At 68.0% G+C, this 14,642-nt stretch carries 11 protein-coding genes and 1 other RNA gene; 6 read left to right on the top strand and 6 right to left on the bottom strand.

What is annotated here, in order from left to right; translation table 11 throughout:
* Positions 1–87: 87 nt before the first annotated feature.
* Positions 88–1,755 (bottom strand): sodium-dependent transporter, encoded by a 1,668-nt coding sequence (locus tag C8271_RS13495; RefSeq protein WP_106507736.1) that lies wholly within the window; start codon positions 1,753–1,755, stop codon positions 88–90.
* Positions 1,756–1,959: 204 nt separating this feature from the next.
* Positions 1,960–3,543: an alanine/glycine:cation symporter family protein gene (locus C8271_RS13490; RefSeq protein ID WP_106507735.1), complete on the bottom strand. Its 1,584-nt coding sequence runs from the start codon at positions 3,541–3,543 to the stop codon at positions 1,960–1,962.
* A 322-nt stretch (positions 3,544–3,865) separates the two neighbouring features.
* On the opposite strand from C8271_RS13490, the gene ffs reads away from it, so the two are divergent.
* Positions 3,866–3,962, top strand: an RNA gene (gene ffs, locus C8271_RS13485) — signal recognition particle sRNA small type.
* A gap of 69 nt (positions 3,963–4,031) precedes the next feature.
* Here ffs and C8271_RS14540 read toward each other — a convergent pair.
* On the bottom strand, positions 4,032–4,466 hold the full coding sequence (locus tag C8271_RS14540; protein WP_483861866.1) for a winged helix-turn-helix transcriptional regulator: 435 nt from the start codon (positions 4,464–4,466) through the stop codon (positions 4,032–4,034).
* Positions 4,467–4,980: 514 nt separating this feature from the next.
* Here C8271_RS14540 and C8271_RS13475 point away from each other — a divergent pair.
* The 4 genes from C8271_RS13475 to C8271_RS13460 are packed head-to-tail and all read left to right on the top strand — an operon-like array spanning position 4,981 to position 11,356.
* Positions 4,981–5,838: a metallophosphoesterase gene (locus C8271_RS13475; protein ID WP_170957907.1), complete on the top strand. Its 858-nt coding sequence runs from the start codon at positions 4,981–4,983 to the stop codon at positions 5,836–5,838.
* Positions 5,835–6,785 carry a hypothetical protein gene (locus C8271_RS13470; protein WP_106507732.1) on the top strand — a complete coding sequence of 317 codons (951 nt, stop codon included), beginning with the start codon at positions 5,835–5,837 and terminating at the stop codon, positions 6,783–6,785. Before C8271_RS13475 ends, C8271_RS13470 begins: the two co-directional genes overlap by 4 nt.
* 9 nt (positions 6,786–6,794) lie before the next feature.
* Positions 6,795–9,911: a DNA polymerase III subunit gamma and tau gene (locus tag C8271_RS13465; protein WP_106507731.1), complete on the top strand. Its 3,117-nt coding sequence runs from the start codon at positions 6,795–6,797 to the stop codon at positions 9,909–9,911.
* A gap of 23 nt (positions 9,912–9,934) precedes the next feature.
* The gene (locus C8271_RS13460) at positions 9,935–11,356 is read left to right on the top strand and encodes a glycoside hydrolase family 32 protein (protein WP_106507730.1); all 1,422 of its coding nucleotides are present in this window, start codon (positions 9,935–9,937) and stop codon (positions 11,354–11,356) included.
* A gap of 118 nt (positions 11,357–11,474) precedes the next feature.
* On the opposite strand, the gene C8271_RS13455 is transcribed toward C8271_RS13460, so the two are convergent.
* The 3 genes from C8271_RS13455 to C8271_RS13445 are packed head-to-tail and all read right to left on the bottom strand — an operon-like array spanning position 11,475 to position 13,894.
* Positions 11,475–12,797, bottom strand: coding sequence for a glycoside hydrolase family 125 protein (locus tag C8271_RS13455; RefSeq protein ID WP_106507729.1), 1,323 nt, complete (start codon positions 12,795–12,797; stop codon positions 11,475–11,477).
* A 28-nt stretch (positions 12,798–12,825) separates the two neighbouring features.
* Positions 12,826–13,641, bottom strand: a complete 816-nt coding sequence (locus C8271_RS13450; RefSeq protein WP_106507728.1) for a DUF6199 family natural product biosynthesis protein — start codon at positions 13,639–13,641, stop codon at positions 12,826–12,828.
* A 40-nt stretch (positions 13,642–13,681) separates the two neighbouring features.
* Complete coding sequence (locus C8271_RS13445; protein WP_138774586.1) at positions 13,682–13,894, bottom strand: DUF6199 family natural product biosynthesis protein; 213 nt, start codon at positions 13,892–13,894, stop codon at positions 13,682–13,684.
* Positions 13,895–14,029: 135 nt separating this feature from the next.
* On the opposite strand from C8271_RS13445, the gene recR reads away from it, so the two are divergent.
* Positions 14,030–14,623, top strand: coding sequence for a recombination mediator RecR (gene recR / locus C8271_RS13440; protein WP_106508093.1), 594 nt, complete (start codon positions 14,030–14,032; stop codon positions 14,621–14,623).
* Positions 14,624–14,642: the final 19 nt, after the last annotated feature.

Here is a 14,642-nt window from a genome sequence, read left to right as displayed (position 1 = left end):
CCTCCAGGTCGAGAACGGAAGCGGAGTGGACAGCGCGCGGCGGCACGCGAGATGTGGGACGCGAAGCGGGGTGGTGCACCTGCGCGGTCAGACCTCGTCGGCAGGGCGCAGTTGGTGAGGCGGAGCATCGGCGGGGCCGTCGAGGCCGGTGAACGCCTTCGCCTCGGGGGCGACGTCGTCACCGTCGGAGTCAGGCCGGTCGAGGTTGGAGCCAGCGGGCCATGGCGCGAGAGACAGAATCACTGCGAACACCACGAGGCTTGCGGCCATCAGCCAGCCGAAGACGAGCACGAACCAGCCCGGATAATCCTCGTAGGTGCCGTCCTGTGTGATGAAGCCCCACGTGGTCAGCGCCAGTGTGATCAGCAGCGCCACCGGGGCGATCACGCCAACAAACGCCATCCACGCCCAGCCCAGGCGGAACGTGCCCTTCTGATTCAGATGGTCGCGCAGCGTGGGCAGGGCGCCCAGCAGGAAGGTGACGAGCACGGTGGCCACCAGGGCGGCGGAGACGATGCCGTACTGATTCACCCAGTTGTCGAACACGTCCAGTAGTCCCAGGCCCATCGTCGTCGGGAACAGCACGGTGGAGATGATCGCCAGCGGCACCCCGATGCCGAGTGTCGCGGCGACGCGGCCCAGCCCGAACTTGTCCTGGAACGCGGCCACCACTACCTCGACGATCGAGATCAGTGACGTGAAACCGGCCAGAACGAGGCCGCCGAAGAACAGCACACCGATCAGCGGTCCGGCGCTGCCAGCCTCCGTGATGATCGCGGGGAACGCGATGAAGGCCAGGCCGATACCTGACGCAACCACCTCAGAGATGTCCACGCCCTGTGCCTGCGCCATGAAGCCGAGCGCAGAGAACACGCCGATGCCTGCGAGGATCTCGAAACCGGAGTTGGCGAACCCGACCACGAGGCCGGAGCCGGTCAGGTCGGTGTTCTTCTTCAGGTAGGAGGCGTAGGTGAGCATGATGCCGAACGCCACGGACAGAGAGAAGAAGATCTGCCCGTAGGCAGCCACCCACACCTGCGGGTCCAGTAGTGCACCCCAGGTGGGTCGGAAGAACGCGTCGAGACCGGTGAAGGCGCCGGGCAGCATCATGGCGCGGATCACCAGGATCACGAACATGATCACCAGCAGCGGAATGAAGATCATCGAGGAGCGGGCCACGCCGTTCTGCACGCCCAGCACCATCACCGCCAGGACAGCTGCCCACACCAGGATGATCGACAGCAGCACGGGGCCCACGTAGTCGAAGGACACGGTGAGGTCCTGCCCGCCGAGCGCCTGCGTGAACTCACCGAAGAACCCCGCGGGATCATCACCCCAGCGTCGATCGATGGAGAAGATCGTGTAGTTCGCGGCCCAGGCGATGATCAGCGCGTAATAGATCGCGATGATCACGCAGATCAGTACCTGCCACCAGCCCACGAACTCTGTCCAGCGCCGCATGCGACGCCACGCCAGCGGGGCGGAGCCGCGCCAGCGGTGCCCGATCGCGTAATCCAGGAACAGCAGTGGGATGCCGGCGGTGAACAGTGCCACCAGGTACGGGAGGATGAAGGCGCCGCCGCCGTTGTCGTAGGCGACAGCGGGGAACCGCCAGATGTTGCCCAGGCCCACGGCGGAGCCGATGGCGGCAAAGATGAAGGCGCCGCGGCCGGAGAACGAGCCGCGTCGCGCATTCGTGGCGGTCGCGCCGTTGGCAGAGGTGCCCGCGGCGGTGGGGGCGGAGGGGGAGCTCATGGCGTGTCCTCGGAAGTAGGGGTGCGACGAGACGGTTACTCCGTCGTCAGGGCGATGCGCGGCATTCTGCCGCCGACGGCCGACCCCAACCATGCCTTCTCGCGATGCGGACAGTGATCCTGACAAGTGGACGGCCGGGCCCGTGCTGGCCCCCACGCAGCAGGTTGCACGGACCCGGCCGCCAAGCGGGTCCGATCGCTCAGGTCAGCGTTGAGCGGGGCTATCGGGATCGCCGCCCTCAGACGGGCCGCCGGCAGCGGCTGACCCGGCCACCGGGTTCGCAGCGCGCTGATCGGCGCGCATCTCCCAGAAGTCGGCGTTGCGGATGCCCAGCGGGCGTGGATCGAAGTGCGGATCGATGCCTTGCTTCTTCTGGGCGTAGTAGTCCTTCAGCGCTTTCAGGGCCGGGCCCTGCAGGATGAGGACCGCAATGATGTTTAGCCAGGCCATCGAGCCCACACCAACATCGCCAAGCGTCCAGGCCGCGCCGCCCGTCGACACGGCGCCGTAGGCGACGGAGGCGAGCACGAGGAACTGCAGGCCGAGCACCAGGATGCGGCGCAGGCTCGCGTTCTTCATCTTGCGTGTGAGGTAGGCGAGGTTGACCTCGGCCATGTAGTAGTAGGCCACCACGGTGGTGAAGGCGAAGAAGCCCAGTGCCAGTGCCACGAAGGTGCCGCCAAGGCCGGGAACGAAGGAGTCGAAGCCGGACTGCACGAAGCCTGGGCCTGGCTCGATCTCGGTACCGATCGCACCCACGTAGTACGGCTCGCCCTCGGCGGGGAACGTCTCACCGCGGAAGACTGTGTACATGTCGGTTGAGATGATGATGAACGCGGTCGCGGTGCACACGAACAGCGTGTCGATGTACACCGCAAAGGACTGCACGAAGCCCTGCTTGGCCGGATGGGAAACCTCTGCGGCGGAAGCGTGGTGCGGGCCGGTGCCCTGACCGGCCTCATTGGAGTAGATGCCGCGCTGCACGCCCCACTTGACTGCCAGGCCGATGATCGCGCCGAAGATGGCGTCGGTGCCGAACGCGGAGCCAAGGATCATGCCGAACACGTGGGGGATCTCCGAGAAGTTCACGAAGAACACGATGACCGCCGCAAGGATGTACAGGATCGCCATCGGCGGCACAACGAAGGCTGCGAATTGCGCGATGCGCTTGACGCCGCCGACCACGATGAACGCCAGGCAGATCACCATGAACAGGGCGGAGACCCACACCGGCAGACCCCAGGCGTGGTTCAAGGCTGAGGCCATGCCGTTGGCCTGCACGCCGGGAAGGAAGAACGCCATCGCGAACACCGTTACCACGGCGAACACGATCGCGTAGATCAGGAAGAGTGGGCCCACGACGGTGTGCTTGAAGGCCTTTTCCAGGTAGTACGACGGACCGCCGCGGTATTCCCCGGTGTCCGGGTCTTTTTCCTTGTAGATCTGGCCGAGCGTGCACTCGATGAAGGAGGTCGAGGCGCCCAGGAAGGCCACCGTCCACATCCAGAACACAGCGCCCGGCCCGCCGAAGGCGATCGCAGTGGCCACGCCGCCGATGTTGCCCATACCCACGCGGTTGGCGAGGGACATCATCAGGGACTGGAACGGTGAGGTGCCGTCGGTGGACTTCTCGCCCTTGACCAGCTGCTGAAGCATCTCGGGAATGCCGCGGACCTGGACGAAAAGGGTCCGGAGGGAGAAGTAGAGGCCGGCGAGCAGGCAGAGGATCACCAGGGGTAACGCCCAGATGAAACCGTTGACCGCCTCAACCACATCGGCGAATGTCATCGCGTGGACTCCTAGCTGTTGTGCGGGTAAGGGATCGGCAACTGGCGGGGGCAGAGGGTCGCGACGGAGTGTCCTGTGCGCCAACCCGTCGTTCGTGCGGGTGGTTGTACCCGGCAGGTGGAGCGTGCGAGACGAGAGCGCTGTGAGGACGGTCACGACTTGACGGGAAGCTAGCGGACGGGTGGCCAGTCGTCGCGCTCCAGCGGGATTCTGTTACTCAGCCGTGACATGGCCACGGAGTCTGTGGGGTCGGCCGACGGGAGTCCTGCCACACTGAGGCTCGACGGGCTCGTGCCTGCCGCCGCGCGCCGCTACACTCTGTGACGACCCCTCGTACGGTGTTATCTCGCTGAACTCCCCCAGGGCTTGACGGCAGCAAGGGCAGGCGGGCTCTGGCAGGTGTGCGAGGGGTCGTCGCATGTGTGCGGGGTCGACGGTGCCCCTAGGTGCGACAGGACCCCCGGCAGTCCGACTATCTGCTCGCAGGGCTATCTGTTCGACGCGAGGGTGTAGCGGCGGTTCCGGCTCTGCGGCGGCGCGGTCGCAATGATGAGTCCACTGTCGACAAGCTCGCGAAGAATCGGCCGAAGTGCGTTGCGGCTTTTTCCAGTCCTCTCGGCGAGATCGGCGATCGAGAGCTCGACGTGCGGATCGAGGTGGCTGAGGACTTCCCATCTGGCGCCGGTCGCGGCCTCATGCCGGCGAAGATCAGCCAGAGCATAGGGCCCGTCAGCGTGACCAATGAGCAAGCCATCCGCGATGAGATCCGCTAACGCGCTCCGGCATTCATCGGAGTCCAGACCCAGATTGTTTCGGAGGTCGACCAGTGACACGTCACCTGAGCTGCGGGCAAGTGCGAGGGCGATTTCCTGTGCGCGTGGTCGATGCGCTGCTCCGGGGAGACTAGCGAGCCAGCTCTGCATCTCAGGCGAGATCAATCCGAACCGAGCCAGACGGACCACGACGTGATCGATTGTCGACTCGCTGTAGTCGGGTGCGGGAAGGCTCATCGCATTGGGGTGTAGGGCGATCGCCTCCTCACTTTCTACAGTGAGCCCATCACTTTCTACAGTGAGGCCGTCACTGCCTATAGTGAGGCATCTGGCGTCTACAGTGAGGTTGTCGCCTCCTTTACTGAGATTCTGCACTGCGTCAGCAGGCGAGACGTGCGAGCTGCCGCGTCATGGCGCACACGTGTGCGGGAGAGCGAGTGCATGGCTCAGGAGCAGCCAGAGTGATTGCCCCGTCAAACCATGCCGCGTCCCAGTAGCACCGACGAAGGGAGGAGTCGACGAACGGGCAGGGCTTGTAGATTGCCCACATGCGCACACAGCACCAGCCTGCCGGGACGGTGTCACCAGCGCCTGCTGACCGGGACTCGGAGGCGACGGTATGACGAATCACGGTTGCACGACGCCGGAGGAACCACCCCGTGCCGTGCTCAGCAGACGTCGCCTGTTGATCGGCGCCGGGGCGCTGTCGCTCGCCGCCGCGGGCGGTGCTTTTGTGGCCCTGGATCGCCGTCTCGAGGTCACTGAACGGACGCTCGAGATACCGGGGCTGCGCTGCCCGGTGACCATGGCGGTCCTGGCTGACCTGCACAGTGAGCCGTACACGGACGGTGGTGCTGAGCTGCTGGAGCAGGTCCGGAAACTCGAACCGGACCTCATCCTGATGCCGGGGGACATCGTCGATGACGTGCTGCCCGAGGGGCCTGCTCATCGCGTCGTGGAGGGCCTGACGCAGATCGCGCCGACGTTCTGGACCAGCGGGAACCATGACGCCTGGACCGATGAGCTGCCGCGCATCAAACAGGACATGCAGCGCCTGGGCGCGATGGTGCTGGAGGGCGAGGCGCATCAACTCGAGGTGCGCGGCACCCCGATCACGGTGCTGGGGTTGGATGATCCCGACGCCGGTCAGCGGCTCTACCACGATGAGCTGCGTCGACTCGGCGCGGTCGATCCGGAAGGGCCCGCTGTGCTGCTCGCGCACCGCCCGGAGCGGCTGCACGATTATCGCGATATTCCCGCTGACCTGGTTGTCTCCGGTCACGCACACGGCGGACAGTGGCGGCTCCCGCTGTTGCTCGAACAAGGGCTTCTCGCTCCGAATCAGGGGCTGCTGCCGCAGCGCACCAGCGGTGTGTTCGAGGTGACCACCGCCCGCGGCAATGCGTATCACGTGGTCTCGCGCGGGCTCGCCACGCGCAACACGATCGTGCCGCGGATCTTCAACCGCCCCGAGATCGTGAAGATCACGGCAGTGCCGCCAGGGTCAACGGAATCCGAATGACTGAGTCGACGCGCTACCACGGCGTCGTGGACGGGCAGATGATCGAGGTCGATGTCCGTCACCAACTGCTCGGCCGCCCGGACGTCGACCTGTGGATCGACGGGGTCCAGATCCCCGAGTTCGCGAGCTCCAGCGGCGATGCGCCGCCTGACGGTTCGTATTGGACGGGGGAGCGGTCCGAAGACTTCACCGTGCTTGTGCACCATCCGCGCCAGGACTCCGCAAGCAGCGGCGACGGCTCGGATCGTGACGCCGACACCGACGATGAGGACAGCTCGGAGGTTGACGGCCATCGCGTACGTGAGCGGATCATCGTGCGCACACGCTCACTTGGACGTACAGGCGAAGTCGATGTCCGGTCCTCCGCCGTGGGGGCGTTGACAGCGCTTCTGCCAGCGGAACGCTCGCCGTCCGCTGCGCGCGATGACGCGCTGCGGGCACACCCGTACCGCCGGGCGCTGCTGCGGGGCGTCATGGCGTCGCTGAAGGTGGTGCTGCCGCTGCTGGGCATCCGTGAGCTCATCGATCGAGCCACGCAGCCCGCCCAGGATGCAGCCGAGGAGGCGGTGCGGCCAACGGTCACCTGGGTCACGGAGATCCTGGAACCCATCGGCCGGCTGCTGAGTGCGATCCTGGACCTGATCGGGTCGCTGTTCAGCTGGGTCGGGCCGCTGCTGGAGTTTCTCTTCGGCTGGTTGCGCCCGTTGCTGGATCTGCTCCCGCAGTGGGGGATCGGCCCCGTGATGAGCGTGCTGGTGATCATCGCGAGCGCGTGGGCCGCGTATGTCGCGGGGCGCAGGCGTCTGACCCGACTGGAGGCGCAGCAACAGGCGCTGCGAACGCATCTTCACGCTCGCGTGGCGGCCGGGGTGCGCAGTGTGATCGCGGTGCATCCTCCCCAGGCGGACGCATCCACGAGTGCCCCGTCGGCCAGTGCCCTGAACTAGCCTGGGGCGGTGGCCACTGCTCTGTACCGCCGTTTCCGTCCCGAGTCCTTCGCCGAGGTGATCGGCCAGGACCATGTGACCACGCCGCTGCGCCGTGCGCTGCGTGCTGGTCGAGTGGGGCACGCGTACCTGTTCTCGGGTCCGCGTGGCTGCGGCAAGACCACCTCGGCCCGCATCCTGGCGCGCTGCCTGAACTGCGCCGAAGGGCCGACGGATACTCCCTGTGGGCAGTGTGATTCCTGCCGTGACCTGGCCCGCGGTGGCCCAGGCAGTCTGGACGTGGTGGAGATCGATGCAGCGAGCCACGGCGGTGTGGACGACGCCCGCGAGCTGCGCGAGCGCGCCACCTTCGCGCCCGCGCGGGACCGCTACAAGGTGTTCATCATTGATGAGGCGCACATGGTCACCTCGGCGGGGTTCAACGCCCTGCTGAAGCTTGTGGAGGAACCGCCTGAGCACGTGAAGTTCGTGTTCGCCACCACCGAGCCGGACAAGGTGATCGGCACCATCCGCTCGCGCACCCACCACTATCCGTTCCGACTGATCCCCCCGCAGGTGCTCGGCCCGTACCTTGCGCAGGTGTGCGAGGCCGAGGGTGTGCCCGTGGGTGATGGCGTGCTGCCGCTGGTGGTGCGCGCGGGCGGCGGATCGGCCCGCGACTCCCTCTCGGTGCTGGACCAGCTCATGGCCGGGGCTGGCGAGGACGGGCTCGACCACGCCACGGCGATCGCTCTGCTCGGCTTCACCGATACCGCCTTGCTAGACCGCGCGGTCGAAGCGATCGCGGCCCACGATGCCAGCGAGCTGTACGCCGTGCTCGACCAGGTGATCGCCACCGGTCATGAGCCGCGCCGCTTCGTGGAAGACCTGCTGGAGCGGTTCCGCGACCTGATCGTGCTCGCTGCCGTCCCGGATCGTGGAGCTGACCTGTTGCCCCAGATCCCGGCTGACGACCTTGAACGGATGCGCGCCCAGGCCGGTCTGATGAGCCCTGCGCAGCTGTCGCTGTGCGGTGATCTCGTGCACGAAACCCTGGCCACGATGAGCGGCGCGACCTCGCCGCGTGTACATCTGGAGCTGCTCGCTGCACGACTGGTGCTGCGCGAGGAGCGCCTGGCCGGCGGAGTGCTCGGGGATGCCGCCGCGCGCGGTGCAGCAGCGCCGCAGACGGGAACCGGTCCGCAGGCAGGGCGGGAGCGGGCCGCTCAGCATGGGCAGCGGGGTCCGGCCGCAGGGGCCGACGGGCCCGCGCAGGCTGGTGGCGTCTCGGGCGCGAACAGCGGACGTGAGGAGGCCCGACGGATCGCGGCTGAGCGAGCCGAGGCGAGTCGCCGTGCCCGCGGACAGCAGAGCGCCACCTCAGCGCCCCGCGCCGACGCGCGGGGACCGCAGCAGGGTCCTGCGGCGGTTGCACAGCCGCAGCCCGCGGTGCCGACTGCCGGGCAGCCCGAACCTGGCCACCAGGCAGCGCCCCGCACCGCACAGCCGGAGGCGGATCAGCCTGACGCACGGCGCAGCACGCGCCCCGAACCGGCTCAGCGCGAGCCCGCTCAGACCGAATCTTTCAATTCTGAGTCCGCACGGCCGGAGCCTGCGCGGCTCGAATCCGCACAGCCTCCAGCGGGTGGCCAGTGGGCCCAGGCCGGCCAGTCAGGTCCGGGTGACCAGGACGCCTCGTCGGTTCCGGGCGATAAGCCCGCCCCGTCGGCCGGTGACTCCGCTGGGGTGTCGGCGACGGATGTGCAGGAGAACTGGTCGGCGATCATGGACGCCCTGCAGGGGATCCGTCGCCCGAGTTGGGCGCTGATCTCCCAGAACGCCCAGGTGAACGCCGTTCAGGGCTCCACGCTAGTGCTCGGTTTCCGCACGGAAGGCCTGGTGGCCGCATTCCGCCGTGGCACCGCCGCGCAGAATCTGTCAGACGCCGTGCGGCGGATCCTCCGTGTCGAGCTCACGGTCGACGCCGTGGTGGGCGATGGCCCAGGTGGATCCGGGGGTGGCGAACAGCCCGGGGGAGGAACCCCCGGCGGTGGCCAGCCTGGCGGCGGCTACTCCACTGGCGGCCACCCCAATGGCAGCCAGCCCGGTGGTGCGCAGCCCCACGATGCCGCTCGCAACGACGGCCCGGCAGGCGGCTCTGCGCAGCGCGGCTATGCTCCGGCCGACGCCCCTGGCCAACCCGACCGCACCCTGCCCGCCGGACCCGGACCGAGGGATAGCGCCCCGCACGATGGCCCGTCGTACGGCCAGCCTGGTGGGATGGGGGCTGCGCTCGCCGCGCGGGCGACGCAGAACGCCCGATCAGCTCGCGACTCCCATGGCAGCCAGCAGGCGTCGGAGCCGGAGTATCCGCCTGAGCCTGACGACCCCTACCCGCCGGATCCTGACGAGCCGGACGCCTACGAAGCATCGTCACCGGGGGAGATGACTCCGCCCGCCGACGGGCCGGTGCGCAGTGATGCGACCCCAGCCGGTCCACCACCCGAGGTTGAGGATGAAGGCCGCGACAGCCTCCCATCGGGTGAGCCGCGCACCTACGGCCAGGCCGCGCTGCGCCGAGCCATTGCCGAAGGCCGCGTGGTGCACAGTCGGCCAGCGCAGCCCCGCCCCGGCAGCGATGCCGATGAAAACAGCTGTCACGACCAGGATGAGGGCACGCGCGCGCCGGAGCCGTCCCGTGAGGAGCAGCCTCGTCGCCCCGATGAGCATTCAGCGGCTCAGGTGCCGGAACTGTCCCGTGAGGAGCATCCTGCACCACCGTCGGCGCGACAGCCCGTGCCCCCGCAGATGAGCCACCCCGATCCTGCGCCGACGGCCCCGAGCGAGCCCGGCTCGACACGTTCGCCGGAACCTGCTGCAGCTGCGCCCGCAGCAACCGGTGCCGAGCTCGCCCGTCAGGCCGCGCACGCCTCGCTCGCTGCACGCCGACGCACCGCAGGGCGATCCGCAGCGAGGGGCGCGCAGGCACCCGTGCAACCCGATCCCGAGCCGATCGATGACGATCCCACCGGCGGCGCCTCTCGCGACGATGAGGACGCCCAGTACACGAGCCGCAGCGGCCGCGAGGTCATCGAAGCCGTGCTCGGCGGCACCGTGCTCGAAGTGATCGACGAGACCGGGCGCTGAGAGCGTGGTTCTGGAGGCGTGAGATGACCACCCTCGACTCGCACTTCCCGACCCTGCACCGCGTTCACCCGCGCGGCTGGATCAACGACCCCAACGGGATCATGCACGTCGACGGCCAGTGGCACGTGTACTTCCAGTACAACCCGTACTCGGCCCGGCACCACCGCATCCACTGGGGCCACATGGTCTCCTCCGATCTGGCCCATTGGGAGAGCGCGCCGCTCGGGCCCGTGCCCACCGAGCAGGGGCCGGACCATGGCGGCTGCTGGAGCGGCGTCGGCGTTCTGGACCGGGGCGTCGACGGCACCCTCACGCCTACCACCGTGTACTCCGCTGTCGATGGCGAGCACAATGACTTCTCCCAGGTGGTGCGTGTCCCGCTGCATCCAGACCTGTCCGGTCCCGCAGCTGCGCCGGAGGTGCTTGTCCCGGTCCCGCAGGATCTGTCGCTGGTGGGGATCCGCGACCCGTTCGTGTTCCATCACGAGGGCAGACGCTGGGCGCTGCAGGGCGCTGGCCTGCGCGACGGCGACAACGTCACCCCCGCTGTGCTGCTGTACTCCTGCGATGACCTGGGCTTCTGGGAGTACGTGCGTCCCCTGCTCACCGGCGCGGATCCTGTGGCGGCCGAACATGCCCGTGCCGAGATCTGGGAATGCCCTCAGCTGGTGCCCGTGGGGGAGCGCTGGTTCCTGCTCGTCTCCCTGTGGTTCCGCCCCGAGATCGTGGCCCGCTCCACCACCGAGGTCGCCTACCTCAGCGGCAGCCTCGCCACCGGCCCCGACGGCGCCCCACAGTTCCAGCCCGACGGCGGTGGACGCGTCGATGCGGGACCCGACTTCTACGCCCCGCAGGCCGTGGTCGACACCGAGGGTGACCGCATCCTGCTGTGGGGCTGGTCCTGGGAGGGCCGCGACCGCACCCAGGAACAGACCGACGCGCAGGGCTGGGCCGGTTGCCTCACGTTCCCGCGGGAACTGCGGGAGGCCGACGGGCGGCTGTGGGCGCTTCCCGTGCGGGAACTGGCAGCACTGCGCGCCGAGGAGATCGCCCTGCAGCACGACATCTCACCGCAACCTGACATGGCAGGGCGCCGAGACGCCGACGAGAACGCGCTGCATCTCGACGCGGCAGGGCACCGAGACACCGACGGTCGCGATGCGAGCACCCCAGATGCCCCCGTCGGCCTGCAGGTGGACACTCCTGCCCGGCTTGAGGCACACGCCACCGGGCCCGTGCATGTCGAGCTGATCGACCCGGCCACGGGGGCACGGCGCACCGTCGCACACCACGAGGGCGGCGCCGCGACGCTCTTCGTGGACGCAAGCATCCTGGAGATCCTGCCCGCGCAGAGCACGCCGCGCACGACCCGGTTCTACGCCGAGCCCGGCGAGAAACTCCTGATCACCGGTGCGATCGACGCCGCCTGGACGCTGGCGCCCTGACGCTCACGCCCTGACGCTCACGCCGCGAGGCCTCTGCCCGCACGCTGACGCCCGGGCCGTCACGCCGTGTGCGGATGCCCGGGCGTCGTCGCCCTCACGTGTACGCGGTGAGGCTCAGTCAGCGCGCCACGCCAGCGAGATCCAGGGCGAGCTCGCAGAACATCGAGTTCGACCAGGAGAACCACTCGCGGGTGAACTGCGTCGGGTCGTTCACGTGCACGCCCTCATGCATCATGCCGGTGCCGCCGTCAGTAGCGATCAGCTGCGCGAGGATCTCCCGCTGCACCTCCGGGTCACCGCTGGTGAGGCCCTCGATGTTCTTCGCGATCGGCCACACGTACTCCGGTGGGGTGTGCGGTGAGCCCACACCCGCCAGATGCTCGCCGGCGAAGTAGAACGGGTTCGTTTCGGACAGTACGGCGGCGCGGGTTGCCTGGTAGGTCGCATCCTCACGGTCGGCGCATTCCAGGTATGGAAGCGACAACAGGCTCGGCACGTTCGCGTCGTCCATGAACACGGAGCCGCCCAGACCGTCCACCTCGTACGCCCAGATCCGTGTGCCGTTGGGACCGTCGATCAGGCCGTGCTCGCCCAGCGCTGCACGGATCTCCTGCGCCACCAGGCGCGCCTCCGCGGCGAGGTCGGCCTCCTGGGCGACCTCCGCCAGCAGGTCGCCCAGCCGGTCCAGGGCGAGCGCGAGGAAATGGTTGCCGGGAATGTTGAATCCCAGCTCGCAGCGGTCGTCGGAGGGGCGGAACCCGGCCCACACCAGACCCGTCGGCACTGTGCGCGAGCCCTTGCCCTGCCGCTCCAGAGTGTCGGTCTCGGGGCAGTTCTCGCGCTGGAACGTGTAGTCGGAAAGCTTTTCGTGATGCTGTTCGGTGCGGACGGTGCGCAGGATTGCTTTGGCGGCGGGCACGAAGCGCTCGTCGGCCCAGGAGGTGTCGCCGGTGGCGCGCCACAGCCGCCACGCGAGGTCCGGGCCGTAGGAGAGCGAATCCAGTTCGAACTTCCGCTCCCACGCCCACGGGTTGTCGAATTCGGTGGTGTCCTGATCCCAGCGGGCGGCATCGGGGGAGCGGTTGAACGCGTTGGCGTACGGGTCGATCTCGATGTACATCCAGTGGCGGCGCAGCAGACCAGCGAGCAGCTGCACAAGCTCGGCACGGTCCGCATCGCTGCCCACACCGGCGACCACCAGGCGCAGCAGCGGGGCGAGCTGCGCGGCGGAGTCCCGCAGCCACATGGCGGGGATGTCACCGGTGATCACGAAGGTGGTGCCGTCCTCCTCCACGCTCACGGTGGTCTCCGACGTGTTGCGCAGATACGCGATCACCCGGTTGGCGATCTCGTGGGCGAGCTCGGTATCGGCTCGGCCTTCGAGCCCCTCCACCACGCGGGTGCGGGTGGCGTCGAGCAGGGAAGCGGGCAGCTTGACCATGGGTTCTCCTCGGGTCGCGGCGGTCAGATCAGGTTATCGCCTTCGGCACCTCAGCGCCGTCGGGAGTCACCACCCGGCGGTCCCCGAGCGGCTCATTCAGCGTGACCACAGCCAGCAGCACCGCGGTCTCCGGCTGCGAACACGGCCAATGCTCCGCAATGGGCCGGCCAACGCTCTGGATCGTCACGGCGTCATCCTGCTCGAGAACCTGCAGCTCAAGGTTGCACTTCGTGGCGGGCACAGCCACAACGATCGCGTCGTGGCTCGGTGGCGTGAAAGGGTTCTCGTCCACATCGGGGGACCAGGCCATAGCGCCCGGGGTGTCGTCAGTGTCGGGGTCCCACAGGATGGCCGGTTGCTCGCTGGCCACATCCACCGGCGCCCACGAGAGGGTGTCCAGCTGCGCATCAGGCTGATCGGGCAGGCCCTCTTCGAACTGCGCCGGGTCCTTGACACGCGTGATCGCCGGATACTCAGCGCGGTAGACGTACTCGGTGTCCTCCAGACCCCACGCCGCATAACCAAGCTTCTCGTGACGCTCGGCTCGTGCCGACTCCGCCGCGGCAGACGCGGAGGCTGTGGCCGCTTCCTTTTCTGCCCGGTGGTCGCGCAGCAGCCACGCCGGTGTGGTGAAGCCGACGACCGCGATGAGCACCAGGGATAGGCCCATCAATCGGTACATGCTCTCGCCGGTGCTGGAGAGCTCATGCGCCTCTGGGTGCTTGTACTCGATCGTCTCGGCGCGTCGGTAGCTGCGAGGGTTCAGCAGCATCCACAGGCCGAGTCCGAGCGCCAGGAGGCTGCCGACGATCATGATGGCCGTGACTCCGGAGTTCTGCTGCATGTGCGCCTCCTGTTATGGATGGAGCTCTCTCAGCGCCTGGTCATGACGGCAGCCACAGCGGCGAGGTGAGGGATACGATCCCGAGCAGCAGTGCGATCACGCCCTGGATGCGGTACATGACCACTCCGGCGGTGGAGAGCTCATGTGCCTCAGGATGCTTGTTCTCGAACGTCGCGGCTCGACGGAAGCCCTGGGGATTCAGCAGCATCCACACGCCGAGCCCCAGCAGAACGAGTCCCAGAACAATCAGCATGGCCACCCCTCCACAATCCTGCTGCATCCGCGCGCTGTCAGCACCGTTCAGACGTGCGCAATCAGCCCGCTACAGCAACGTCGCTGTCGACACCCCCTGCGTCGATCGTCAGACCACACTATTACAGTGATGCCCGTGTATGAGGGGATTGTGCAGGACCTGATCGACGAGCTCGGCAAGCTGCCCGGCATCGGCCCGAAGTCCGCGCAGCGCATCGCCTTCCACTTGCTAGACGCCGATGATGCCGCAGTGCGTCGGCTGGCCGAGGTGCTGGTGCAGGTGAAGGACACCGTGCGGTTCTGCGAGATCTGCGGGAACGTCTCCGCGGAGGAGAAGTGCCGCATCTGCGCGGACCCCCGCCGCACCGACGAGGTGCTGTGCGTGGTGGAGGAGTCGAAGGACATCGTCGCCATCGAGCGGATCCGCGAGTTCAAGGGCCGCTACCACGTGCTCGGCGGCGCCATCGACCCGATTGGCGGGGTGGGCCCGAACGACCTGCGCATCGCCGAGCTGATGAAACGCCTCGGGAGCGGGGAGACCACCGAGGTCATCATCGCCACCGACCCCAACATCGAAGGCGAGGCCACCGCTGCATACCTTTCACGCATGCTCGCCCCGATGGAGCTGACCGTCACCCGTCTCGCCTCCGGGCTGCCGGTGGGCGGTGACCTCGACTACGCCGACGAAATGACGCTCGGCCGCGCCTTCCTGGGGCGCAGGGCGCTGTGACCTGGCCCGACGCCACCCA

This window comes from Brachybacterium timonense, assembly GCF_900258505.1.
Lineage (GTDB): Bacteria > Actinomycetota > Actinomycetes > Actinomycetales > Dermabacteraceae > Brachybacterium > Brachybacterium timonense.
The sequence above is the reverse complement of the archived record's forward strand: the minus strand, read 5'-3'. Positions and strand labels throughout refer to the sequence as shown.